This window comes from Mycolicibacter sp. MU0102, from assembly GCF_963378105.1.
GTDB classification, from domain to species: Bacteria; Actinomycetota; Actinomycetes; order Mycobacteriales; family Mycobacteriaceae; genus Mycobacterium; species Mycobacterium holstebronense.
Genome location: NZ_OY726398.1, coordinates 2147100 through 2171499, shown reverse-complemented (window position 1 = coordinate 2171499; position 24400 = coordinate 2147100). Strand labels below are relative to the sequence as shown.

Annotated in this window: 20 protein-coding genes and 1 riboswitch; of the genes, 8 read left to right on the top strand and 12 right to left on the bottom strand. The window is 67.6% G+C overall.

Annotated elements, in window-relative coordinates:
* Positions 1-237 precede the first annotated feature (237 nt).
* The 6 genes from RCP37_RS10025 (at position 238) to RCP37_RS10000 (ending at position 9416) form a co-directional block, all read left to right on the top strand.
* Complete coding sequence (locus RCP37_RS10025) at positions 238-1674, top strand: GuaB1 family IMP dehydrogenase-related protein (RefSeq protein ID WP_308486694.1); 1437 nt, start codon at positions 238-240, stop codon at positions 1672-1674.
* 55 nt (positions 1675-1729) lie between these two features.
* Entirely contained in the window at positions 1730-3076 is a 1347-nt protein-coding gene (locus tag RCP37_RS10020; protein ID WP_308486693.1) for a hemolysin family protein, read from the top strand.
* Positions 3069-4130, top strand: a complete 1062-nt coding sequence (locus RCP37_RS10015; protein WP_308486692.1) for a hemolysin family protein — start codon at positions 3069-3071, stop codon at positions 4128-4130. The genes RCP37_RS10020 and RCP37_RS10015 overlap by 8 nt, the downstream gene beginning before the upstream one ends.
* Positions 4123-5004, top strand: coding sequence for a 3-methyladenine DNA glycosylase (locus tag RCP37_RS10010; protein ID WP_308486691.1), 882 nt, complete (start codon positions 4123-4125; stop codon positions 5002-5004). Before RCP37_RS10015 ends, RCP37_RS10010 begins: the two co-directional genes overlap by 8 nt.
* Positions 5005-5053: 49 nt before the next feature.
* A complete protein-coding gene (locus tag RCP37_RS10005; protein ID WP_308486690.1) occupies positions 5054-7240 on the top strand; it encodes a malate synthase G in 2187 nt (728 codons plus the stop codon).
* 67 nt (positions 7241-7307) lie between these two features.
* Positions 7308-9416, top strand: coding sequence for a substrate-binding domain-containing protein (locus RCP37_RS10000; protein WP_308486689.1), 2109 nt, complete (start codon positions 7308-7310; stop codon positions 9414-9416).
* Between the two features lie 27 nt (positions 9417-9443).
* Here the strand turns inward: RCP37_RS10000 and RCP37_RS09995 are convergent, their stop codons facing one another.
* Together RCP37_RS09995 and gcvP are read right to left on the bottom strand one after the other, a co-directional pair.
* The gene (locus RCP37_RS09995; RefSeq protein ID WP_308486688.1) at positions 9444-11081 is read right to left on the bottom strand and encodes a hypothetical protein; all 1638 of its coding nucleotides are present in this window, start codon (positions 11079-11081) and stop codon (positions 9444-9446) included.
* Positions 11082-11188: 107 nt separating this feature from the next.
* A complete protein-coding gene (gene gcvP / locus RCP37_RS09990) occupies positions 11189-14020 on the bottom strand; it encodes an aminomethyl-transferring glycine dehydrogenase (RefSeq protein ID WP_308486687.1) in 2832 nt (943 codons plus the stop codon).
* 163 nt (positions 14021-14183) lie between these two features.
* Positions 14184-14281, bottom strand: a riboswitch (glycine riboswitch).
* Between the two features lie 115 nt (positions 14282-14396).
* Here gcvP and RCP37_RS09985 point away from each other — a divergent pair.
* Both RCP37_RS09985 and RCP37_RS09980 read left to right on the top strand, forming a co-directional pair.
* Complete coding sequence (locus RCP37_RS09985; RefSeq protein ID WP_308486686.1) at positions 14397-15305, top strand: oxygenase MpaB family protein; 909 nt, start codon at positions 14397-14399, stop codon at positions 15303-15305.
* Positions 15302-15922, top strand: a complete 621-nt coding sequence (locus RCP37_RS09980) for a TetR/AcrR family transcriptional regulator (protein WP_308486685.1) — start codon at positions 15302-15304, stop codon at positions 15920-15922. Before RCP37_RS09985 ends, RCP37_RS09980 begins: the two co-directional genes overlap by 4 nt.
* 48 nt (positions 15923-15970) lie before the next feature.
* Here RCP37_RS09980 and RCP37_RS09975 read toward each other — a convergent pair whose 3' ends face one another.
* The 10 genes from RCP37_RS09975 to secA2 form a co-directional block, all read right to left on the bottom strand.
* On the bottom strand, positions 15971-16606 hold the full coding sequence (locus tag RCP37_RS09975; protein WP_308486684.1) for a MerR family transcriptional regulator: 636 nt from the start codon (positions 16604-16606) through the stop codon (positions 15971-15973).
* Between the two features lie 232 nt (positions 16607-16838).
* Positions 16839-17333, bottom strand: a complete 495-nt coding sequence (locus RCP37_RS09970) for a bifunctional nuclease family protein (RefSeq protein ID WP_047321562.1) — start codon at positions 17331-17333, stop codon at positions 16839-16841.
* 123 nt (positions 17334-17456) lie between these two features.
* Entirely contained in the window at positions 17457-18194 is a 738-nt protein-coding gene (gene ftsR, locus RCP37_RS09965) for a transcriptional regulator FtsR (protein WP_308486683.1), read from the bottom strand.
* Entirely contained in the window at positions 18194-18679 is a 486-nt protein-coding gene (garA, locus tag RCP37_RS09960; RefSeq protein WP_046284972.1) for a glycogen accumulation regulator GarA, read from the bottom strand. The genes ftsR and garA overlap by 1 nt, the downstream gene beginning before the upstream one ends.
* Positions 18680-18854: 175 nt before the next feature.
* Positions 18855-19268 carry a glycine cleavage system protein GcvH gene (gene gcvH / locus RCP37_RS09955; protein WP_308486682.1) on the bottom strand — a complete coding sequence of 138 codons (414 nt, stop codon included), beginning with the start codon at positions 19266-19268 and terminating at the stop codon, positions 18855-18857.
* Between the two features lie 28 nt (positions 19269-19296).
* Positions 19297-20070, bottom strand: a complete 774-nt coding sequence (locus RCP37_RS09950) for a DUF881 domain-containing protein (RefSeq protein WP_308486681.1) — start codon at positions 20068-20070, stop codon at positions 19297-19299.
* 5 nt (positions 20071-20075) lie between these two features.
* The gene (locus RCP37_RS09945; RefSeq protein ID WP_308486680.1) at positions 20076-20408 is read right to left on the bottom strand and encodes a small basic family protein; all 333 of its coding nucleotides are present in this window, start codon (positions 20406-20408) and stop codon (positions 20076-20078) included.
* 46 nt (positions 20409-20454) lie between these two features.
* Positions 20455-21384 carry a DUF881 domain-containing protein gene (locus RCP37_RS09940; RefSeq protein WP_308486679.1) on the bottom strand — a complete coding sequence of 310 codons (930 nt, stop codon included), beginning with the start codon at positions 21382-21384 and terminating at the stop codon, positions 20455-20457.
* Positions 21377-21979, bottom strand: a complete 603-nt coding sequence (locus tag RCP37_RS09935) for a CDP-alcohol phosphatidyltransferase family protein (RefSeq protein WP_308486678.1) — start codon at positions 21977-21979, stop codon at positions 21377-21379. Before RCP37_RS09935 ends, RCP37_RS09940 begins: the two co-directional genes overlap by 8 nt.
* A 9-nt stretch (positions 21980-21988) precedes the next feature.
* On the bottom strand, positions 21989-24394 hold the full coding sequence (gene secA2 / locus RCP37_RS09930; protein WP_308486677.1) for an accessory Sec system translocase SecA2: 2406 nt from the start codon (positions 24392-24394) through the stop codon (positions 21989-21991).
* Positions 24395-24400 lie beyond the last annotated feature (6 nt).

Here is a 24400-nt window from a genome sequence, read left to right as displayed (position 1 = left end):
GCAGCTAACTGTCATCTCCGCTCCCTTAAAAGTCTTCATAAGTTTAACCGACGAGCCTGCTGTGAGGAAGATCAATTTTTCATTCGGTGGATATCGCGTCAGGTGGTATCCGCCATCGCGCGGGCGGTAGCGTGGCTGACCGGGCGGTGCGCCCGGCGAATGCCGGATCCGGCTCACGACGTGTGGAGGCGAATAGATGGGCTCTTCGGAACCCGACAGACCGATGGTGGCCGCCCGATGAGATTCGTCAGCGGATATGACCCCACCCACGACCTGACCTACAACGACGTTTTCATCGTCCCTAACCGCTCGGCCGTCGACTCACGTCTGGACGTCGACCTGTCCACCCGCGACGGGTCGGGCACCACCATCCCGGTGGTGGTGGCCAATATGACCGCGGTGGCCGGCCGACGGATGGCCGAGACGGTGGCTCGCCGCGGCGGGATCGTGGTGCTGCCCCAAGATCTGCCGATCGACGCCGCGCGCAACACCGTGGCGTTCGTGAAAAGTCGCGACCTGATCGCCGACACCCCGGTCGTTCTCTCTCCCGAAGACTCGGTGTCCGACGCGATGGCCTTGATCACCAAACGCGCGCACGGCGTCGCGGTCGTGGTGGTCGACGGCCGGCCCACCGGCTTGGTCACCAAGGCCTGCTGCGAGGGCGTGGATCGCTTCACCCGAGTCCGTGATGTCGCGCTCCCCGAACTGATCAGCGCGCCGGTCGGCACCGATGCGCGCGGCGTCTTCGATCTTTTGGAGCACGCGCCGGTCGATGTCGCGGTGCTGACCAATCCCGACGGCACCCTGGCCGGCGTGTTGACCCGCACCGGCGCGATTCGGGCCGGGATCTACGCCCCCGCGACCGACGGATCCGGGCGCTTGCGGATCGCCGCCGCGGTGGGCATCACCGGCGACGTCACGTCCCGGGCGGCAGCCCTGCTGTCGGCCGGCGTAGATCTGCTGGTCATCGACACCGCCCACGGGCACCAGGAAAAGGCGTTGGCGGCCATCCGCGCGGTCGCGGCATTGAAGCCGGGTGTGCCGCTGGTGGCCGGAAATGTGGTGTCGGCCGAGGGCACCCGGGACCTGATCGCCGCAGGCGCCGACATCGTCAAAGTCGGCGTCGGGCCCGGCGCCATGTGCACCACCCGGATGATGACCGGCGTGGGCCGCCCCCAGTTCTCCGCTGTCGTCGAATGTGCGAGCGCAGCGCGCGAACTCGGCGCACACGTATGGGCCGACGGCGGGGTGCGCCATCCCCGCGATGTCGCGCTGGCGCTGGCCGCGGGAGCGTCGAACGTGATGATCGGCTCCTGGTTCGCCGGGACCTATGAGTCCCCCGGCGATCTGATGTTCGACCGCGACGGCAAGCCGTACAAGGAAAGCTACGGAATGGCGTCCAAACGCGCGGTGGCCGCGCGCACCGCCGCTGACAGTGCGTTCGACCGGGCCCGCAAGGCATTGTTCGAGGAAGGCATCTCGACGTCGCGGATGGCCGTGGACCCCGAACGCGGCGGCGTCGAGGATCTGCTGGACCACATCACCGCCGGACTCCGCAGTACCTGCACCTATGTCGGGGCGGCCGATCTGGCCGGGTTGCATGACCGGGTGGTGCTGGGAGTGCAGTCAGCTGCGGGATTCGCCGAGGGCCATCCGCTACCGTTCGGCTGGTGAGACCCATGGGCGCGAGCAGGCGTAACGGCGTCGCGACAGCTCGCAGGATGTCGCCATGACCATCGCTGTCACGGTAGCCAGTCTGCTGGCGTTCGCGATCCTGACCCTGGGCACCGCGGTCTTCGTGGCCGCCGAGTTCTCCCTGACCACCCTGGAACGCAGCGTCGTGGAGGCCAACGCCCATCGCGGCGGCCGTCGGGACGCCTACATCCAAGACGCCCACCGCACGCTGTCATTTCAGCTGTCGGGCGCCCAGCTGGGCATCTCGATTACCACGCTGGCCACCGGCTATCTGGCCGAACCGGTGCTGGCCCGCTGGCTGCGCCTCCCACTGGTGGCTGTGGGCCTGCCCGAGCGGATGACCGGCGGGATCGCGCTGGCCCTTGCGCTGGTGATCGCCACGTCGTTGTCCATGGTCTTTGGCGAGTTGGTGCCCAAGAACCTGGCCGTGGCGCGCCCGCTGCCGATCGCCCGCGCAGTGGCGGGGCCGCAGCTGCTGTTCTCCCGGCTGTTCGCGATCGCAATCCGGGTGACCAACGGGACAGCGAACCGCATCCTGCGCCGGTTCGGGATCGAGCCCGCCGACCGGCTGGCCTCGGCGCGCTCGGCGCGCGAGCTGGCGTCGCTGGTGCGCAATTCGGCACGCAGCGGTGCCCTCGACCCGACAACCGCCGCTTTGGTGGAGGGTTCGCTGCGGTTCGGTGCCCTGACCGCCGCCGAGCTGATGACGCCGCGATCCAAGATCGTGAGCCTGCAGGCCGGCGACACTGTCGCCGATCTGGCCGCGGTCGCCATCGACACCGGTTTCTCCAAGTTTCCGGTTGTCGACGGCGATCTGGACGCCACCGTCGGCATCGTTCACGTCAAGCAGGTGTTCGCGGTCGCCGTCGCCGATCGCGCATCCACCCGGGTCACGACCGTGGCTCAACCGGTCGCGGTGGTGCCCTCGACCCTCGACGGCGACGCCGTGATGGAACAGATCCGGGCCAACGGCCAGCAGGCCGCCATGGTCGTCGACGAATACGGCGGCACCGCAGGCATGGTGACCGTCGAAGACCTCATCGAGGAGATCGTCGGCGATGTCCGCGATGAACACGACGACGCCACCCCCGACGTCGTGGCCTCCGGCGGCGGTTGGCAGGTATCGGGCCTGCTGCGCATCGACGAGGTGGCCGCCGCCACCGGCTACCGCGCACCGGAGGGTTCCTACGAGACCATCGGCGGACTGGTGCTGCAGGAACTCGGCCACATTCCGGAGGCCGGCGAGACCGTGGAGCTGACAGCGTTCGACCCCGACGAGCTCTCCACGCACCCGCCACGCTGGCTGGCCCGGGTGGTCCGGATGGACGGCCGGCGTATCGACCTGCTGGAGCTCACCCATTTGGGGGCACGGGATGGGTGACGTGCTGAACGTGGTGCTCACGGTGGTGCTGATCGTCGGAAACGGGTTCTTCGTCGGCGCGGAGTTCTCGCTCATCTCGGCCCGCCGGGACCGGCTGGAGGCCCTGGCCGAACAAGGCAGGCGCAGCGCGGTCACCGTCATTCGCGCCGGTGAACAGCTGCCCCTGATGCTGGCCGGCTTCCAGCTCGGGGTCACAGTGTGTTCGATCCTGCTCGGCCGTATCGGTGAGCCAGCAGTCGCTGACCTGCTCGAACACCCGTTCCGGCTGGCGGGCATCCCCGATCCGCTGCTGCACACAGTGGCGTTCGTCGTCGCCCTGGCGGTCGTGGTCACCCTGCATGTGCTGTTCGGCGAGATGGTTCCGAAGAACATCACCTTGGCCGGCCCGGAGACCGCGGCGATGCTGCTGATCCCGCCCTACCTGCTCTACATGGCCGCCGCGCGGCCGTTCATCGTCTTCTACAACTGGTGCGCGCACGTCATCATGCGGGCCCTGCGGGTGGAGCCCAAGGACGAGCTGGAGATCACGGTGTCCACCGTCGAGTTGAGCGAGATGATCGCCGAGTCGGTCTCGGCGGGTCTGCTCGACCTCGAGGAATACACCCGGTTGACCCGCGCCCTGCAGATCCGCACCCGGGTGGTCGCCGATGTCGCGCTGCCGATCGGCGACATTCGCGCCGTGCCGGTGGCAGCCACTGGGAGCGGCCCCACCGTCGCGGCTATCGAAAAGGCCTTCGCCCAGACCGGTTACTCCCGGTTCCCGGTCGTCGACCAGGGCGAATTCGTCGGCTACCTACACATCAAGGACGTGCTGTTGCACGGCGAGACCTCCACCGGGTCGGGGGACGCTGTCGTCGACGTCGCGGTGGTACGGCCGCTGCCGCGCATCCCCGCCTCCCTGCCGCTGGCCGATGCGTTGTCGCGGCTGCGCCGCCGTAACAGCCATCTGGCGCTGGCGGTCGCCGAGGACGGTACGGCGGTGGCGATGGTGACCCTTGAAGACATGGTCGAGGACGTCGTCGGCACCGTCCGCGACGGGACGCACCGTGTTTGACCTGGCAGAACGGGTTCTGGAAGGCAGGCAGTGGCAGGCCCGGGCCGTGGCATACCGGCAGCGCCTTGAGGACTTTTTGGCCCCGCTCCTGCGCCGGATCGCGGCCGGCGACCCGGTGCCGAAATTCCTGTTCAGCTACTACAGCCTGCGACCGGCGCAGTTGCGCAGCTGGAATCCCGGCTTCGGGGTGGCACTCGCCGGGCCGGAGGCGGTCCGCGACTACCGGGCACGGCGCGGCTACGCGGTGCGCAACGGCCAGGTCGGTGTCACCGAGGAATACCTGCGTGAGCGAGCTGACACCGTGACGTTCATCGCACGGCTGTTGCGCGCCACCGGACAACGGCCCGCCCAGCTGAACTGCTTCGGCCTGCACGAGTGGGCGATGGTCTTTCAGGGCGATACCGTGCGCCACGGTCATGTTCCGCTGCGCCTGGGTGCGGCCGAGACCGACGCGGTGGTGGAGTCAATGCCGCTGCGCTGCACCCACTTCGACGCGGTCCGGTTCTTCACCCCGGCCGCCGCGCCGCGCAACGCCGGGACGCCGAGCCGGGCCACCCAAATCGCTTGGGAGCAGCCGGGTTGCCTGCACGCCAACATGGACATCTACAAGTGGTGCTACAAGCTGGGGCCGCTGATCGACTCCGAACTACAGCTGGCCTGCCTGGAGCTAGCTGCGTCGGCGCGCGAGATCGACATGCGCGCCAGCCCCTATGACCTGAGCGATTACGGCTATACGCCGATCACCATCGAAAGCGCGGCCGGCCGTGCCGAATACGTCCGCTGCCAAAGCGAGATCGCACACCGCGCCGCACCGTTGCGGGCCGCACTGTTGGATCGGTGCGACCTGCTGACAGAAATCGCCGGATGCGAATAGCCTCGCGACCTGCCGGTAAGGTGGTAGATCGGCTATGAGGGAGGAAATCATGACGGACCGGGTGTCGGTGGGCGACTTGCAGGTCGCACGCGTGCTGTATGACTTCATCACCGACGAGGCGCTGCCGGGCACCGGTGTCGACCCCGACAGCTTCTGGGCCGGCGTGGACAAAGTCGTCACCGATCTGACGCCCAAGAACCAGGAGTTGCTGGCGCGTCGCGACGAGCTGCAGGCGCAGATCGATAAGTGGCACCGGCACCGGGTGATCGAGCCGCTGGACACCGAGGCGTACCGGGCCTTCCTCACCGAGATCGGCTACCTGCTGCCCGAACCCGAGGACTTCACCGTCACCACCGCCGGTGTGGACGACGAGATCGCGGTGCAGGCCGGCCCGCAGCTGGTGGTCCCGGTGCTCAACGCCCGCTTCGCGCTCAACGCCGCCAACGCCCGCTGGGGCTCCCTGTACGACGCGCTCTACGGCACCGACGTGATCAGCGAAGACGACGGCGCCGAGAAGGGTACGTCGTACAACAAGGTGCGCGGCGACAAGGTGATCGCCTACGCCCGCCGGTTCCTCGACGACTCCGTGCCGCTGGCCAACGGCGCCTGGACCGAGGTCAAGAGTTTCGCGGTGAACGATGGCGCGCTGGTGGTCACGCTGGGCGACGGCCTGGAGACCGCGGTCGCCGCTCCCGCGGAATTCGTCGGCTACACCGGTGAGGCCGCCTCGCCGTCGTCGGTGCTGCTGTCCCATCACGGCCTGCACCTCGAAATCCTGATCGACCCGGAGTCACCGATCGGGTCCACCGACGCCGCCGGCATCAAAGACGTGGTGCTCGAATCGGCGGTCACCACGATCATGGACTTCGAAGACTCGGTGGCCGCGGTCGACGCCGAGGACAAGGTGCTCGGCTACCGCAACTGGCTGGGACTGAACCGAGGCGACCTGTCCGAGCAGGTCCGCAAGGGCGACAAGACCTTCACCCGCACCCTTGCCGCCGACCGTGAGTTCACCGCCCCGGACGGGGGAACCCTGACCCTGCCGGGCCGCAGCCTGATGTTCGTCCGCAACGTGGGTCACCTGATGACTAACGACGCCATCGTCAACAGCGCCGGCGCAGAGGTGTTCGAGGGCATCCAGGACGCGCTGTTCACCGGGCTGATCGCCTCGCACGGCCTGACCGCCTCCGACGACACCGGGCCGCTGGTCAACAGCCGCACCGGGTCCATCTACATCGTCAAGCCCAAGATGCACGGTCCCGATGAGGTCGCCTTCACCGCCGAGCTGTTCAGCCGGGTCGAAGACGTCCTGGGCCTGCCGCAGAAGACCCTCAAGATCGGCATCATGGACGAGGAGCGGCGCACCACGGTCAACCTGCGGGCGTGCATCAAGGCCGTCGCCGACCGGGTGGTGTTCATCAACACCGGCTTCTTGGACCGCACCGGCGACGAGATCCACACCTCGATGGAGGCCGGGCCGATGGTCCGCAAGGCCAGCATGAAGTCGCAGCCGTGGATCCTGGCCTACGAGGACAACAACGTCGATGCGGGATTGGCCACCGGCTTGACCGGTCACGCCCAGATCGGCAAGGGCATGTGGGCGATGACCGACCTGATGGCCGACATGGTCACCCAGAAGATCGGCCACCCGCGCTCGGGTGCGAGCACGGCGTGGGTTCCGTCCCCGACCGCCGCCACCCTGCACGCGATGCACTACCACCAGGTGGACGTGTTCGAGGTGCAGAAAGAACTGGCCGGAAAGCGGCGCGCCACAATCGATGCGCTGCTGACCATCCCGCTGTCGGAGGGTCTGGCCTGGGCGCCCGACGAGATCCGCGAAGAGGTCGACAACAACTGCCAGTCGATCCTGGGCTACGTGGTGCGCTGGATCGACCAGGGTGTGGGCTGCTCGAAGGTTCCCGACATCCACGACGTGGCGCTGATGGAAGACCGTGCCACCCTTCGGATCTCGTCACAGCTGCTGGCGAACTGGTTGCGGCACGGGGTGATCACCGCCGACGATGTGCAGTCCAGCTTGGAGCGGATGGCCCCGGCGGTGGACCTCCAGAACGCCGGCGACGCGAGTTACCTGCCGATGGCACCGGACTTCGAGTCCAGCATCGCGTTCGCGGCCGCACGCGAGCTGATCCTGTCCGGGACCACTCAGCCCAACGGCTACACCGAGCCGATCCTGCACCGGCGCCGGCGGGAGTTCAAAGCCCAGGTCGGTGTCTGACTCACCGCAGAACCGATGGATATCACCGTGGCCGGACAACTGACCAGGCGGAGAGGACGCACCCACCGTGGGTAGGCACAGTTTCCCCGGCCCCGACGATTCCGACGACGAGCCGGTGGGCGGCAACGAGCCCGACGACAGCCACTTTTCCGATGGCCCCGACCTGTTCGGCTTCGGCGACCCAGACGATGACGACTACGTCGACGACTATCACGACGCGTTCTATGACGAGTCGTTTTCCTACGGTGGCGACGCCGGATATCGCGAGCCGAGATCCGATGCCGGATTCGACAATGCCGACCCGGCCCAGTACATGCGTCGCGGCAGTGAGCCCGACGAGGAGTCGCGTTACCGCACCGGTCCTTTCGGTGCCATAGGCGGCCTGGCCGGCGAGTCATCGGGCGCGGATCAAGACGAGCCGCGCGGCGGGCACCGCGACCTCGACCGGTGGCGCCGCCATCGCAACGACTCGGGTTCGCGCGGCGTCAGCGTCGGCGTGATCGCGGCGCTGGTGTCGGTGATCGTGATCGTGGGCGCGGTGATCCTGTGGCGCTTCTTCGGCAACTCGTTGTCGCATCGTTCCGCCGTGGCCGCCGGCAACTGCCCGGCAGGTGACCTGACGGTGGCCGTCGTGGCGGACCCGACGATCGCCGACCACGTACAGGGCTTCGCCGACAGGTTCAACAAGACCGCCAAGCCGATCGGTGACCGCTGTGTGTCCGTGCAGGTCAAGCCGGTCGATTCCGACGCCGTGGTCAGTGGTTTCATCGGCGACTGGCCCGCGCAACTCGGGCAACGCCCGGCGCTGTGGATTCCGGGCAGTTCGGTCTCCACGGCCCGGCTGCAGGCCTCCACGGGTGCGGAAACGGTCAGCGACAGTCGTTCGCTGGTCACCTCGCCGGTGTTGCTGGCGATCCGCCCCGAGCTCAAAAGCGCGCTACAGAAGCAGAGCTGGGCGAGCCTGCCTGATCTGCAGTCCGACCCTGACGGACTGGGGCATCTCGGGCTGGCCGGCTGGGGGCCGCTGCGGCTGGCGCTGCCGATCGGCGGCAACGGCGACGCCGCGTTCCTGGCCGGCGAGGCAGTGGCTGTCGGAGTAGCCCCCAAGGGCGCTCCCGTTATCGACGGGGTCGGTGGGGTGCACCGGCTCGCGGGCGGAGAACCCAAGCTCGTCGACGCTTCGCTCGCTGAGGCGATGAACGTGCTTCTGCGCCAAGGAGATCTGGCTGCTGCACCGGTACACGCGGTGGTGACCACCGAACAGCAACTGTTCACCCGTGGCCAGTCGCTGTCGGACCCGGCGACCCAGCTGAGCTCCTGGCGGCCGCCGGGACCGGTGCCGGTCGCCGACTACCCCACCGTGTTGCTCGCCGGCTCCTGGTTGTCGCAGGAACAGGTCAGCGCCGCCAGCGAATTCGCGCGCTTCGCCCGCAAGCCCGACCAGCTCGCCGAGCTGGCCAAAGCCGGATTCCGCGTTGAAGGTGTCGAACCGCCCAGCAGCGAGGTGACCGGCTTCCCGGCGGTAGCGGACACACTGGCGGCCGGCGACGATGCGACGCGCGCCGCCCTGGCCAATGCCCTGACCACGTTGCCGGGCAGTGCTGCCGTCACGGTGATGCTCGACCAGTCGATGACCACCGACGAAGGCGGCAGGAGCCGGTTGGCCCACGTGATCGCGGCACTCGATCAACGGATCAAGGCCCTCCCCCCGAATTCGTCTGTGGGCCTGTGGACCTTCGACGGCACCGAGGGCCGCAATGTGGTGACCGGCGGGCCGCTGGACGAGCCGCTGGGCGGCGGGACTCGCGCCGAGACCTTGGTCAGCGAGCTCAACGACCTGAGCTCGACCCCTGGAGGTGCGGTGTCGTTCACGACGCTGCGCATGGTGTACAACCAGGCCTTGGCCAACTATCGGGCGGGGCAGGCCAATTCGGTGCTTGTCATCACCGCGGGCCCGCACACCGACCGGACGTTGGACGGCCCTGGACTCCAAGACTTCATTCGGGCCAACAACGACCCGCAGCGACCGGTAGCCGTCAACGTCATCGACTTCGGCGCGGACGCCGACCAGGCGACCTGGCAGTCGGTGGCGCAACTTTCTGGTGGCACGTACCAGAACCTGCGCGGGGCGAACTCTCCCGAGCTGGCCGGTGCGCTGAACTCGCTGCTGAGCTGAGGCAGCCTCGCCGCCACCGATGGCGGCTTAGTAACCCAGCATGGCCAGGAGCTGCTGCGGCATGCTGACGAACAGTTCGGTGAACGTACCGCCGAACGAGCCCACAGTGGCGCCGGCCAGGTTCACCTGCCCCTGGAAGAAGCCCTCGAGTAGGTCGGCGAGGTAGGGGTTCACCCAGTCTCCGACGAGGTCGCCGAGGTTGAGCGACAGATCATCGAGCCCCAGGAAACCGACCAGGTCAGCCACGTCAAAGCCGTTCAACAGCCAGGTCAGGTCCAACCCGAGCGGACCATCGGTCAGTACGCCGCCGAGTGCACCCCCAAGGCCGTTGAGCACGTCGCGCAGTGTCAGGTCGCCGAGGGAATCGGTGAAGCCGAGATCTTCCAGGAAGCCGCCGATGGTCAGGTTGCCGACGAACAGCAACGCGCTGCCCACACTCCCCAACAGCGAACTGACGGTGTCGTCGATGCGCAGGTCACCCAGCAGATCGCCGACGGTAAAGGTGTTGAGCAGGCCTTCCAGGTCATCGGCTCCCAGGAGGCCGCTGACCAGGTCAGTCAGCAGCGGTCCTAGCAGGGGAATGGGGTCGAAGAGGTCAGCCGCCGTCGCATTGAGCCAGCTCAGAAGTTCGGTGAGCAGGCCAACGTCCGACAGCAGGCTGCCGAGCTGTTCGCCGCCCAGGTCGCCGTCGCCAAGAGCGACCAGCACCTGGCCCAGACCCACGGGAATCTGGGCGTCGATCCCGAACGCGCTCAGCACGTCGACCAGCCCGAAATTGCCGAGCGGGAGGTCCAGATCGAGATCGCGGTAGAAGTCGGTGTCGGGGCCCAGTTCGCCCAAGAGGGCGGTCAGGCTGTAGCGGCTGAGCCCCAAGTCGCCCAGGCTCAAGAAGTCGAGCAGATCTCCCAGGGTGCTGACGTTGGTGGCCAGCTTCAGCAGGTCCCCCACGCCTTCGTCGCCGAACCCCAGGCCGCTGAGCAGTCCCCCCACGGTCAAGGTGCCCAGACGGATCTGCTCGATCACGCCGTCGAGGTTCAGGTTGCTCAGATCCGGAGTGCCCAACCCCAGCATCTCCAGCAACCTGGACAAATTGAGGTCGATCTCCAGGTTCTGCTCGGGCGCCAGAACCCCGTTGAACACCGGGATGCTGACGATGCCGCCCAGCAAGGACAGGTTGTGCTGGCCATTGAGATGGGCATCGAGCAGCGTGGCCGGCGCGTTGAACAGTGCGGTGAACGCGGTGCTGGGGTCACCCAGATCGTCGACCACGCCGAACAGCGCGTCCAGCGTCGCCACGTGCGATGCCAGGGCAGCGATCAGTAACTCCAGCCCCGGCGACAGCTGGACCGAGAGCGTCGCCGGCAGCGACGCGGTGTCGGTCTCCACCGCCAGCGTGAAGTTGCTGGCCGCATCGAACAGCCCGACCGGATTGGAGAACATCGCGGTGAACAGCTGCGAGATCGCCGACCAGTCCGCGTGCGCACTGATGCGCTCGATGTTGTCCCAGGTGTTGGAGAACAGGTCGCCGTACGAAGTGGTCAGCGCCACGCCGGGGGAAACCGCGGACGCCGGCGGCGGCACCGCAACCGGAGCGACCGTGACGATCCCCGCACCAAGTAGCGCGATGCCGGCGGTGACGCAGGAGCGAGAAAGGGGCTCCTGCACGAGTCCTCCTAGATGCGCACCTCAACCATGAAATTGGATAAGGGCGATCCTAGACTCTTTTTTGCTCTAGCTGAGACTTTGCTGGCTATTTCCCGAACGCCGGCGACTCAGCTGTAGGCCTCCACCGGCGGGCACGAGCAGACCAGGTTGCGATCACCGAAGGCACCGTCGATCCGGCGCACCGGGGGCCACACCTTCGGCCGGAATCCGCGGCCCAGCGGGTAGGCGGCCTGTTCCCGGGTATACGGGTGCTCCCACTTGTCGACCACCAGGCATTCCGCGGTGTGCGGGGCCCCGCGCAGCGGGTTGTCCTCCACCGTCCATTCGCCGGAACCGACCCGGTCGATCTCGCCGCGAATGGCGATCATCGCCTCGCAGAACGCATCGACCTCGGCGAGGCTCTCACTCTCGGTGGGCTCCACCATCAGGGTTCCAGCCACCGGGAAGCTCATGGTCGGGGCATGGAAACCGTAGTCGGCCAACCGCTTTGCGACATCGTCGACGGTCACGCCGGTGCTCTTGGTGATCTCGCGCAGGTCCAGGATGCACTCGTGGGCGACCATGCCGTTCTCGCCGGTGTAGAGCACCGGGTAGTGCTCGTCCAGCCGTCGGGCGATGTAGTTGGCCGATGCGATCGCCGTCAACGACGCCGCGCGCAGGCCGTCGGCACCCATCATCCGGATGTAGGCCCAGGTGATCGGCAGGATCGACGCGGACCCGTACGGCGCCGCCGACACCGGATGCCCGGCGGGCAACTCGGCGGCCAGCGGGTGACCGGGCAGGAACTCGGCCAGGTGCGCGCGCACCGCCACCGGCCCGACGCCCGGGCCGCCGCCCCCGTGCGGGATGCAGAAGGTCTTGTGCAGGTTCAGGTGACTGACGTCTCCCCCGAACCTTCCGGGCCGAGCCAGTCCGACCAACGCATTGAGGTTGGCTCCGTCGACGTAGACCTGGCCGCCGGCGTCGTGCACGGCGGCGCAGATCTCGGCGATGTCGTGCTCGTAGACGCCGTGCGTGGAGGGATAGGTGATCATCAACGTCGACAACGCCGCAGCGTGCTGGTCGACCTTGGCGCGCAGATCGTCGAGGTCGACGTCGCCGTTGTCACGGCAGGCGACCACCACCACGCGCATTCCGGCCAGCGCCGCCGACGCGGCGTTGGTGCCATGGGCGCTCGAGGGGATCAGGCAGATGTCGCGATGCGACTCGCCGCGGCTGGCGTGATAGGCGTGGATCGCCAACAGGCCCGCGTACTCCCCCTGCGAGCCGGCGTTGGGTTGCAGTGACACCGCGTCATATCCGGTGATGCCCGCCAGCCAGGTCTCCAGCTGCGCGATCAACGTCCGCAAGCCCACGGCGTCGCCGGCCGGAGCGAACGGGTGCTGGCGCGCGAACTCGGGCCAGGTGATCGACTCCATCTCGGCGGCAGCGTTGAGCTTCATCGTGCACGACCCGAGCGGAATCATGCTGCGGTCCAAGGCAATGTCCTTGTCCGACAGCGAGCGCAGGTAACGCATCATCGCGGTTTCGGTGCGATAGCGGGTGAACGCCGGGTGTGTCAGGAATTCGGACGTGCGGGTGGCGATGGGCGCGCCGGCCGGCTCGACCGCGGCCAGTCCGAAGGCATCCAGCACCGCGGCCACCTGCGCGTCGGTGGTCGTTTCGTCGCAGGCCACCGAGACGTGATCGGCGTCGACGCGCCACAGGTTGATACCGCCGGCCTTGGCCGCGGCGATCACCTCATCGGCGCGACCCGGCACCCGAGCCAACACCGTGTCGAAGTAGCGGTCGTGCACCAGCGCCTCGCCGAGTGCAGCGCCGATCTTCTCGGCCTGCCGGTGCACTCGCCGCGCGATCGCGGTCAGACCGTCGGCGCCGTGGTAGCTGGCATACATCGCAGCCATCACCGCCAGCAGTACCTGCGCGGTACAGATGTTCGACGTGGCTTTGTCCCGGCGGATGTGCTGTTCGCGGGTTTGCAGTGCCAGCCGGTAGGCATCAGCGCCATCCCGATCCTTGGACACCCCGACCAGCCGGCCGGGCAGCTGGCGGGCGTGCCGCGAGTGCACGGCCAGGTAGCCGGCGTGCGGGCCGCCAAAGCCCATCGGCACCCCGAACCGTTGGGCGGTGCCGAATGCCACGTCCGCGCCGATCTCGCCGGGCGGGGTGAGCAGCGTGCATGCCAGCAGATCCGCGCCCACCGCCACCAGCGCGCCGCGCTCGTGGGCGGCTTCGATCAGCCCCGACCAATCCGTGATCCGGCCCGAGGCGCCCGGCAACTGCACGATCACCCCGAAGAAGTCACCGTCGGGAAGTCCGTCCCGCAGGTCGGCGGTGACGATCTCGATGCGCAGCGGCTCGGCGCGAGTCGCCAGCACCGCCGCGGTCTGGGTGAACAGGTCGGAGTCGACCAGCAGCCGATGCGAGGTGCCGCGCGTCGCGCGGTGCATCAACGTCATCGCCTCGGCGGCCGCGGTGCCCTCGTCGAGCATTGAGGCGTTGGCGATCTCCAGGCCGGTCAGGTCGGCGATCATGGTCTGGAAGTTCAGCAGGGCCTCCAGCCGGCCCTGGCTGATCTCCGGCTGGTAGGGCGTGTACGCGGTGTACCACGCCGGGTTCTGCATGATGTTGCGCAGCAACACCTGCGGGGTGAGCGTGTCGTAGTAGCCCTGGCCGATCATCGACACCGCGACCGTGCTGGCATCGGCCAGTTCGCGCAGTTCGGCCAGGGTCTGAGCCTCGGTGGCCGGGGCCGGAAGGACCTCCAGCCCGGGCGCGATGCCGTCGACACTCAGCGCGTCGAGGATGCCGGCGGGCACCGCCTTGGCGGCGAGATCCTCCAGCGACGCGACACCGATGGTGGCGAGCATCGCGCTGATCGCGGTGCTGTCGGGGCCGATGTGCCGGTCAACAAAGCGGGATTCGGTGTACTCGGACACGGGAACTCCTGGGCGCTAGACGACTGCGAGACGAATTCGTGTCCTCCCCCTCTGTCGTCTGCCCGGCCCGGGCGCCTGAGAGATTCGGCGCCGAGACTTCTGCGGCGCCTTTCCCCATGGGCGGGTGTAACCCGAATGGGCGTCACCGCTTTCCAGAGGCATCAATGCCGGCGCGGTCCGGGTGCCTGAGAGGTTGACGGAGAGGTATTGCTCCTTCGGCGTCCGCGGCTGGCTGCCGCGGAACTCTCCCGCGAGAGGCTGATGCGGGCCCAATACTACCCGCCGGGCCCAGTGGACCAGGATTCCTGGGCACTGGACCACCGTCGTGGTATATAAGAGACTAGATCTGTCACATTCATACCAGTGGGTGGTGAAGATGAACACGCTACGACGACGGATCGTCGACGAATTCGAGAACATCACCGGCCGGCATGACGATCCCGGTGTCTACGGCGGCCCGCCAGGCGACGCGGGCCTGATCGGTCCGGGCAGCGTGTCCTGGGAAGTCAACGCAGATGTTGCCGCGGTAGCACAGGCCGGGTTGCCGGCGATCGTGCTGGAGATTCTTCATCCCTCAGTGATCGCCGGCGTGCAGGACCTGTCGACGTACCGCGAAGATCCGTTCCGGCGGGCCCGCACCACCCTCGGCTACGTGTTGACCACGACCTTCGGCAACACCGAAGCCGCGACGCAACTGATCGAACGGGTCAAGTCCATCCATGCCCACGTGTCGGACACCCGGCCCGACGGTGTGGCATACCGGGCCCTGGACCCCGAACTGCTCGCGTGGGTGCACACCTGCATCCCGTGGATGATCATGCGCACCTTCGAGCGCACGAATCGGCCGTTGACCCTGCGTGAACGCGATCAATACCTGGCCGAACAGGCGACGATCGGTCGGATGGCCGGAGCCGAGTGGGTGCCCGCGAGCATGGCTGAACTCGACGACTATGTGCGCCGGATGCGCCCGCAACTGTGCGTCAACGCGCAGACCCGCGAGTTCATCGAGTTCCTGCTCACCGCCCCCTTCTATCCCGACCTGCCCGGCCCCCTCGACCGCGCACTACACCGCTTCGCGGTGTATGCCGGCATGAGTTACGCACCGTGCTGGGCGCAAGAACTCATCGGATTCGACCGCCCTTCCAGCCTGGTCCGGGGACTGATCGGTCCGGCGCTGCAGTTCGACGCCCGCCGGCTGCGGTGGGCCTACGGGCTTCCCCCTTACGCGCGGCTGGCGCGAGAACGCGCCAACGGTGCCGGTTTGATCTCGGCGGGAACGCCATGATCGACCCGCAGTTCGTCACTGTCATCGGCGAGGCGGTCGCCGGATCGCCGGCCCACGCCGTCGACCCGACCGCGCAACGCATTCTTGACGCCGCCGTTCACGAAGCCGCGACGGTGGGCCTGCGGCGCGTCACCATCGAAGACGTGGTGCGGCGCGCGGGCGTTTCGCGAATGACCGCCTACCGCCGCTTTCCCCGTCGTGAAGATCTGATCCAGGCACTGATTCGTCGGGAGACCCAGCGCTTTCTCGCGACGGTTGCCGACGCCATCGACAACACGCCCGACCCCCACCACGGTGTGGCCGAGGCCTTCGTCGCCGCCATCACGTTCGCCCGCGAGCATCCGATGCTGAGCCGAGCCGCGCATTTCGAGCCGCTACCTGCTGCCGATTCCCGCGAGCTGCTAGCGATGGGATCGGCGTTTATCGCCAACTACATCGACTGCGACGGGCCCGGCAGTCCCAGCCAGTCGGTGCGCTGGGTCGCCGACGTTTTCGCCCGGTTGTTCTTGACGTATATCTCGCTGCCATCCACCGATCCGGATTTCCTCGACGATGCAGCGCTGCGACGCTTCGCTCAAGAAGTCCTCACGCCGATGGCCGAACGCGCGATCGGGTAAAACGGCCGTACCACAACGGTTTTCGACCGTAGCGTCGAGCAGTGAGCGCTAACCGGTTTTGCGGTCGCGGTACTTGCGGCGACTGGCCAGCTCGTCTTCCGGCGCGGCGATCGACTCGCCGCCGTCGGCGCGCTCGCCCGGGAAGTCGGAGATCACGCCGGTCAACTCGCGCATCGCGCCCGACACCGCGATACCGAACACACCCTGGCCGCCCTGCAGCAGGTCGACGACCTCTTCAGCCGAGGTGCACTCGTACACGGTGGTGCCGTCGGAGAACAGCGTGATGTTGGCCAGATCCTGGACACCGCGCTCGCGAAGGTGGTCGACAGCGATCCGGATGTTGTGCAGCGAGATGCCGGTGTCGAGCAGTCGCTTGACGATCTTGAGCACCAGGATGTCTTTGAACGAGTACAGCCGCTGGCTACCGGAGCCGGCCGCGCCCCGGATGGAGGGCACCACCAGCGAGGTACGAGCCCAGTAGTCGAGCTGGCGGTAGGTGATGCCGGCGATCTGGCAGGCGCTGGGGCCGCGGTAGCCGACGAGTTCGTCGGGAACGGAGTCGTCCGGGAACAGGCCGCCCTGTACGGGTTGGCCGGCGCTGGAAGGGGCCGCCGGGACTTCGCGGTCACCCTTGTCGGATTGACCCGTGAAGTCCAGCTGATCCTGCCCCGGTTGGTCGCCCACGCTGCTTCCTCTCGCCGATCGCGCTCGTTGCCACTGACTGGCCGGTGGCCGCGTTTGCTCTTGCCCGAGTTGGTCGTGAGCATACGCCGTCCGCCGGGCTGCCGTGCAGTTGTTCCCGCCGTGGTTCAAGTATGGGGGCCGCGATTTGCGCGTGTTGCTTTCGTTCGGGCGTGTCGCACTGACCGCGAGAGATGCAACGGATCTGTGACGAGGCTGAGTCCGCCGCGCCGGGTCAGGTTGCTTTGAAATCGTCGGGCGACACGCTATCGAGGAATTCCTTGAACTTCTCCACCTCGTCTTCACGTACCGCGCCGGCGGTCTCGTCGTCGCCCTCGTCGGGGATCAGCAAGCCCGCCTCGGCCAGCACCGCTTCTTCGACGTAGATCGGCACGCCCACCCGCAACGCGATGGCCACCGAGTCCGACGGGCGCGCCGACACCGTGATGTCGCGGTCGAAGATCAGGTCGGCGTAGAACGTGCCCTCCTGCAGGTCGACGATTCGGACCTCCTTGAGCGAATGTCCGAGCGCGCCGATCAAGTCACGGATCAAGTCGTGAGTCAGGGGCCGGGCGGGCTCCACGCCCTGTTGCTCCAAGGCGATGGCGGCGGCTTCGGCCTGCCCGATCCAGATCGGGAGATATCGATCACCGTCGGCCTCGCGCAGGAGCAGCACCGGCTGGTTCTGCGGCTGCTCGACGCGGATGCCGACCACGCGTACTTCACCCATCTCCAGTCAGCCCTCCGCCTTCGCTGCGTCCCAAGTCCCCGTCGTACCAGTATGACTCGCTGCGAAACCCCCGGTCGGACAACCGCATGCCGCGCAACAAGCCGCCGAGGCGAAGTCTAGTCCTCAGCCGTGCAGTACGTCGTGTACCGACGACTTGAGCAGCGCGGTGTGTAGCGCGATCGCCAGCGCCGCGACCTCGCGCGCCAAGTCGTCGGCCCGGTCGCGTGCGCCCGCCTTGCCCCCCTTGACCAGCGGGCCCGCGATCTGGGCGATCAGGTCGGACTGCCGGTCGGCGGCCGAGCGAAACGCTCGCAGGTGCCGCGGCTCCACGCCGTAGTCGGCTAGGCCACGCGCGCACTGGACGATCACCACGGCGTGCTCGTCGAACAGCCCACCCGGTCCGGTGGTGATCACGCCCGATCTGACCAATGCCGTCAACAGCGCGTCGTCGCCACCCGAGCGCGCCAGCAGATCCTCCCGACTCAACCGCACCTGCCGCGGCGGCGCAGGCAGCGCCGTCCCGCTATGGGCGGTCTCGCCGCCGGCCGACACCAGTCGTGGCGTGGGGTACGGCGACTCCGGTGACGGCAGCGCGCCATCGGCTTCGGCGTCCAGCCGCGCCTTGATCACCTTCAACGGCAGGTAGTGGTCGCGTTGTGCGGTCAGCACGTAACGCAGCCGTGCGCAGTCGTAGGCACTGAATCGGCGGTAGCCCGACGCCGCCCGCTGCGGCATGACCAGCCCCTCGGTTTCCAAGAAACGAATCTTGGAGACCGTGACGTCGGGAAAATCCGGCCGAAGCAGGTCCAGCACCGCTCCGATTGACATCCCGGCCAGTTCAGGGCTGTCAGGCGCGGTCATTAGCTGCCCGGCCCGGCCTCGGTCTCACCCGTCTTCGGGCCGGTCAGGAACACCAGGCGGAACTTGCCGACCTGCACCTCGTCGCCGTTGACCAGGACCGCCGAATCGACCGGCTCCCGGTTGACATAGGTCCCGTTGAGGCTGCCGACGTCGACAACCTGAAACTCGTTGCCCTCCAGCCGGAACTCGGCGTGACGACGACTCACCGTGACGTCATCGAGGAAGATGTCGCTGTCGGGGTGCCGACCGGCCGCGGTGACCGGTTGGTCGAGCAGGAACCGCGATCCGGCGTTGGGACCGCGCTTGACGACCAGCAGCGCCGAACCCACGGGCAGCCCTTCAACACCCGAGGTCAAGCTCTCTCCGCCCGCCTGCGAGGGAGCGTCGAGTTCGTTCAGGAAGTCGGCGCGGAAAACCGATGTGGTTTCCACCGTGACCTCATCGCCTGCCTGGTCTTGCCCCGTTGCCGGGTCCTTCTCCGTCACCCGCTACTCCTCACTGGCCGCTGTTTTGCTACCTGGTCGCGCTCGCCGGACATGTGTTGCGCCCAACCCTGAATCGTTGAGTCGACCGTACCGCGCAGCGGTCCGTCATGTCCCCCGCACCGCGGGATCGTGTCGGGTGGATACCCGCGCGTCCCGGCAGGCAGGCTAACAATCGTCATTCCGACAACGTCGCCCGGTAGGCATCGGCGGTCAGCAGCCCCGACAGACTCTGGTCCAGAGCCGCCGAATCCGCGTTCGCCACCTGAAGTTCCAGCAGCCAGCCCGCGCCGTAGGGGTCGGAGTTCACCAATTGCGGGTTGGCGTCCAGTTCGGCGTTGACCGCACTCACCGACGCGGTGATCGGTGCGTAGAGGTCCGAGACCGACTTGGTCGACTCCACCTCGCCAAAGGCCTCCCCGGCGGTGACCCCGGTGTCCGCAGCGGGCAGCTGCACGAAGACCACGTCGCCCAGGGCGGCCTGCGCGAAGTCGGTGATACCGACGCGGACGGTGTCCGGGCCGGTGCGGCGAACCCACTCGTGCTCAGCGGTGTAGTACAGGTCGGATGGAACTAAGCTTTCCGAGCTCACGGTGATCGTGCTCCTTGCGCTGTCGGGCTCACTTGACTGGCTGAGCGTATTGGCGGGGTTTCGGTTGTCGCAACACGGTCACCTGAACGCGGTCGGCCTGCTGCACTGCCATGGCCCCGCCGAGCCGCTTGACACTGTCGACCGCCCCGCCAGGAATGTTCATCGCGGCCGCCAGGGTGGGGGGATCCCCAATCGCCAGAACCGAATACGGGGGCGCCAGAGCCGTGCCGTCGAACTCCAGCGCACCGGGCGTGCCCGCAACCCACGAATCCACTCCGATGCGCACCGCCTTGGTGCCGTCGCGGACCTCCATCGCCTCGGCACCGGCCGCCCGCAGCTCGTTGATCACGTCGAGCATCGTCTCGGGTGCCACCCCTCGGGCCAGATCGTCGACGGTGATCACGACGCCGGGTCCGACCGCGCCCACGGTGCCGATCATGATCGCCAGGGCGGCCAGCCGCGCTTGGGCGTTCTCGATGGCGGCCTGGTCACTGCTGCCGGACTCCTGCAGGGCGTTGAGCGTCTGTTGCAGTTCGCCGACTTCGGTGCCCAGGGTCGCCTCGCGTTGACGCAGCGAGTCCAGCAGCACCAGCAGGTCGGCGGGCCGAGCCGTCTCCAGCGCGTCCTGGGAATCGTTCTGGCGAACCTGGGTGACAATCGCCACGCCCAACAGCAGGCAAAGCAGCATTCCCAGCACGCTGAACAGCGGCCCGGAACGTCCCCGCGGCGGCGGCACACCGTCCTGCGGTGACGGCTGCGGCCGCTCGTGACGGCCGTGCGACGCCGGGTCAGTGCTACTCATGACTGTCAGGCCCCGAACAGTCGTCGCCGCAGCGCCGCCGCATTGCCGAAGATGCGGATGCCCAGCACCACGATGATCGCGGTCGACAGCTGTGTGCCAACCCCCAACTGGTCGCCGAGGTAGACCAGCAGTGCCGCGACCAGAACGTTGAACACGAACGACACGACGAATACCTTTGCGTCGAAGATCCGCTCGAGATAGGCACGCAGGCCACCGAACACGGCGTCCAGCGCCGCCACCACGGCGATCGGCAGGTAGGGCTGAACCACCTCCGGGACGCTCGGATGAAAGACCAGACCAAGCACGATGCCCGCGATCAGCGCGACGATACCGATCATTGAGATATCACCCCAGCCTCCCGAACCGGACCCCTGCAAGCTTGCGTCACGATGCCCCTATCTGTTTGGCAAACCGGACATCTCGCACCGATCCGGCCGGCAGCGTGATGTCGGCCGAGTTGCGGCCGTCGACCCGGACCACCACCCCGTAAGAGGCCTCCAACAGCCGTAGCCGGTACAACCCCGGGCTGCGGTCGAAGGCGTCGCGCAGTCCGCCTGGCGGTCCAATGGCTTGCAGCGCATAAGGACTGCTGATCGGCTTGTTGTCGACCAGGATGGCTCCGCCGGCCTGCCGGATCGTGACATTCGGGCCGATGCGCACGTCGCCGACGGCGATCGCCTCGGCTCCGCTGGCCCACAGCGAGTTGACGACCAGCTGCAGGTCGCGGTCCAAGATGATCTGCTGGCTACCCGACACCCGCTGCTTGGAGGCATCGGAGAGATTTCGCCCGGCGCCGGGGTCCGTGACGGTGACGGTCACCCCGGGACCGCTCACCCGCGTGCTGGCAGCCTCCAGGCTGAGCGCGTCCAGGCCGGCCAACACCCGCTGCCCCTGGGCGTCGTCGGCCAGCCGGTGCCGGCGCAGCTCGTCGACACGGTTGGAGTAGGTGTCACGTTTGTCGGCCAGCCTGCCGGTGACGGCTTCGGCCGCTCGGACATTCGTCGCCAGCACCTGCTGGGCGTCGTGCACCCCGGGGGCCACCGACCTTGCCTGCGCCACCGCGACGGCGAACACCGTCGCCACCAACAACGCCGCCACCGCCTCCCATGCCCACCCCGCGACCCGGGCGGTGGCCGCCGGGGGCGCGGTGCGGCGGGATCGCCTGGCCGCCGCGGCGGCATAGCCGGGGTCGAGATGTTCGGACAGCAGGGAGCGCAGCAGCGACGGCACCGCGAATCTCTGTGGCCTGCCGGCCTCGTGGGCGCCCGCCCCCCGGGAGTCGTATCCGCTCAGCGCGAAGAACGGCTCAGTCACCAGCAACCTTGGGCATGGTCCGGACCGCCAGTCTCACGTGGATCAGGTACAGCACGAACGCCCACAGGTACATACCCAGGCCCCAGATCAGGAAACCCCATCCGGCCGAGAGCACCACCCGGCTCCACAGCTGATCCCACTGTCCCAACAGGATCAGCGGAAACGCTGACATCAGCGCGAACGTGCCCGCCTTGCCGATGTAGGTCACCGGCAGCGCGGTCAGTCCCCGGCTACGCAGCACCGGCAGCGTGGCGGCCAGCAACAGGTCTCGGGCCAGCAGTGTTGCGATGATCGCCCAGGGCACCAGTCCGCGCACCCCGAAGGCGACCGGAATTGTGATCATGTAGAGCCGATCGATCGCCGGATCGAGTAGGGCGCCCAGCCTCGAATACTGGTTGAACAGCCGAGCCACTTTGCCATCGGCCCAGTCCGAGGCGCCGCTGAGCATCAGAATCGCCACCGCCGGCCCGTCCGCCCGCGCGATCAGCAGCAGGTACAGAAAGACGCCGATCAACCCGAGACGGGCCAGGCTGATGACGTTGGGCACCGTGAGCACCCGGTCTTGGAGTTGATCGGAGCCAGACCCGGCAGGCATACCGACCCCCTAGCGGAAGATCCCGGGCAGACTCAGCGCGTCCATGCTGTCGTCGCTCAGCGGGTTGTCCCGGACCATGTAGGTCCACGTCGAGGTGGGCCGCGCCAGCTTCGACAGATCGATTCCCGGCTCGGACTCGATCGAATCGGAGGTCTCCAGCGTCTGCTGGGACGCCTCGATGGCGTCAGCGGCCAGCGAGGCGAACGCGTCAAGCGCCAACCGGTGGAACTCGTCGAGCGGGTTCTGCCGGCCCAGCGCGCGCAGGTGGATGCTCTCCCGGATGTCGGCCAGGTACGCGAGGTGGTCGGCCCAGCCGCGGTCCAGATGGTAGAGCATGATCAGCCGGCAGATCTTCTCCAGCTTGGCTTCGCCGTCCTCCCCGTTCTGCCCCAGCTGCGCCTTCAATTCCGCGTAGCGCTTCGGGGTGAGCTCGGCCAGCTCCTCGCGCGCCGCCGGGGTGGACAACAGCGTGTTGCGCCGCTCCACGATGATGGTGCGCTGCTGGGCGATCAGCTGGTTGTACCGCCAGGTGTTGGCGTGGATGTCGAGCAGCTTGCCCTCGGCGATGCGCTGCGCATGGTCGAGCAGACCCGAGGCCTTGGGGCTCACGATCCGGCCGTCGCCGCTTTCCTGATCGGTCTCCATCGGCAGCTTGTTGGCTTCCAGGTTGGTCGCGGCGACATCGTCTTCCCAACTGGAGAAGAACACCGACGAACCCGGGTCGCCCTGACGGCCGGCCCGGCCCCGCAACTGGTTGTCGAGGCGCTGCGTGTGCTGGCGGCCGGTGCCGATCACGTGCAGCCCGCCCAGCGCGACGATCGCGTCATGGTCAGCCTCTTCGGAGCCGCCCAGGCGGATGTCGGTACCGCGACCGGCCATCTGGGTGGACACCGTCACCACCCCGAGCTTGCCGGCCTCGGCGATCACGGTGGCCTCTTCGGCGTCGTTCTTGGCGTTGAGGACCACCGCCGGGACACCGCGCTTACGCAGCCGCTCGTACAGTTCCTCGGACTCGGCGACGTCGTGGGTGCCGACCAGCACCGGTTGCCCGGTGGCGTGCACCTCGACAATGTGGGCGACGATGGCGTCGTTCTTGGCCGCAGCGGTGATGTAGACCCGGTCCGCCTCGTCTTCGCGGATGTTGGGCATGTTCGGCGGGATCGGCGAGACCCCCAATTGATAGAACTGCCGCAACTGCTCGCCGGCCGCCAACGCCGTACCGGTCATACCGCACACGGTCGGATACCGATTGACCAGCGCCTGCACCGTGATGGTGTCGAGCACCTCGCCGGTCTCGGTCGTCTCGATGCCCTCCTTGGCCTCCACCGCGGCCTGCAGGCCGTCCGGCCAGCGCTGCAGCGTGGCGATCCGACCGCGCGAAGCGTTGATCAACTGCACCTTGCCGTCGCGGACGATGTAGTGCACGTCGCGCTGCAGCAGCACGTGGGCGTGCAGGGCGACGTTGACCTCGGTCAGCGTGGAGACCACGTGCTCCTCGGAGTACAGGTCGATACCACCGAGTGCCTTCTCGACTTTGTTCGCGCCCACCTCGGTCAGGTGGATGTTGCGCCGGTCCTCGTCGGAGTCGTAGTCCACTCCGGGCTTGAGCCGTCCGACCAGCTCAACGATCTCCATCCGGGGTGTCTCCCGGTGCGTCGTGCCGGCCAGAACCAACGGCACCAGCGCCTCGTCGACCAACACCGAGTCGGCCTCGTCGATCAGCGCCACATCCGGGTTGGGCGAGACCAAATCATCGACATCGGTGACCAGCTGGTCACGCAGCACGTCGAAGCCGATCTCGTTGATCGACGCATAGGTGACGTCGCACTTGTAAGCGGCGCGGCGCTCGGCCGCCGTGGAGTCTTCGGTGATCCACCCGACGGTGACCCCCAGGGCCTCCAGCAGCGGGCCCATCCATTCGGCGTCACGACGCGCGAGGTAGTCGTTGATGGTGACCACGTGCACGTGCCGGCCACCGATGGCGTAACCCGCGGCCGCGATCGCACCGGAGAGGGTCTTGCCTTCACCGGTGGCCATCTCGACCACATCGCCGGCCAGCATCCGCAGCGCGCCCTGCAGCTGAACATCGAACGGACGCTGCCCGATGCTGCGCTCGGCGGCTTCGCGGGCGATCGCCAAGAACTGCGGGATGTCCGAGGAATCGGCCAGCTCCTTGAGTTTGAGCAGTTGCGCGGCTTTGCGCAGCTGCTCGTCGTCGAGCCCAGCGGCCTTCTTGGCGTACTCGCCGGCCGCGGTGACCTCGGCCATCGAACGGCTCTGGTTCTTCTCGGTGCTGGCGCCCAGCAGTTTCCAGAATTTCCCGCTGAGCCGACCCGACTTGGTTCGCGTTGCGGAGACAGTCTTGGAGGTGTTAGCCACAGCACAACGGTACCGGGCTGCTTTGGCGGTGCTCATCCGACG

Excerpts from the sequence above, each read along its gene's own strand:
- RCP37_RS09970 (WP_047321562.1), bottom strand. The coding sequence starts at position 17,333 with ATGGGTGAAGTACGCGTGGTCGGCATCCGCGTCGAGCAGCCGCAGAAC.
- RCP37_RS10015 (WP_308486692.1), top strand. The coding sequence starts at position 3,069 with ATGGGTGACGTGCTGAACGTGGTGCTCACGGTGGTGCTGATCGTCGGA.
- RCP37_RS10025 (WP_308486694.1), top strand. The coding sequence starts at position 238 with ATGAGATTCGTCAGCGGATATGACCCCACCCACGACCTGACCTACAAC.
- RCP37_RS10020 (WP_308486693.1), top strand. The coding sequence starts at position 1,730 with ATGACCATCGCTGTCACGGTAGCCAGTCTGCTGGCGTTCGCGATCCTG.
- ftsR (WP_308486683.1), bottom strand. The coding sequence starts at position 18,194 with ATGACCGCGCCTGACAGCCCTGAACTGGCCGGGATGTCAATCGGAGCG.
- RCP37_RS09980 (WP_308486685.1), top strand. The coding sequence starts at position 15,302 with ATGATCGACCCGCAGTTCGTCACTGTCATCGGCGAGGCGGTCGCCGGA.
- RCP37_RS09950 (WP_308486681.1), bottom strand. The coding sequence starts at position 20,070 with ATGAGTAGCACTGACCCGGCGTCGCACGGCCGTCACGAGCGGCCGCAG.
- RCP37_RS10005 (WP_308486690.1), top strand. The coding sequence starts at position 5,054 with ATGACGGACCGGGTGTCGGTGGGCGACTTGCAGGTCGCACGCGTGCTG.
- secA2 (WP_308486677.1), bottom strand. The coding sequence starts at position 24,394 with ATGAGCACCGCCAAAGCAGCCCGGTACCGTTGTGCTGTGGCTAACACC.
- RCP37_RS09935 (WP_308486678.1), bottom strand. The coding sequence starts at position 21,979 with ATGCCTGCCGGGTCTGGCTCCGATCAACTCCAAGACCGGGTGCTCACG.
- RCP37_RS09945 (WP_308486680.1), bottom strand. The coding sequence starts at position 20,408 with ATGATCGGTATCGTCGCGCTGATCGCGGGCATCGTGCTTGGTCTGGTC.
- RCP37_RS09985 (WP_308486686.1), top strand. The coding sequence starts at position 14,397 with ATGAACACGCTACGACGACGGATCGTCGACGAATTCGAGAACATCACC.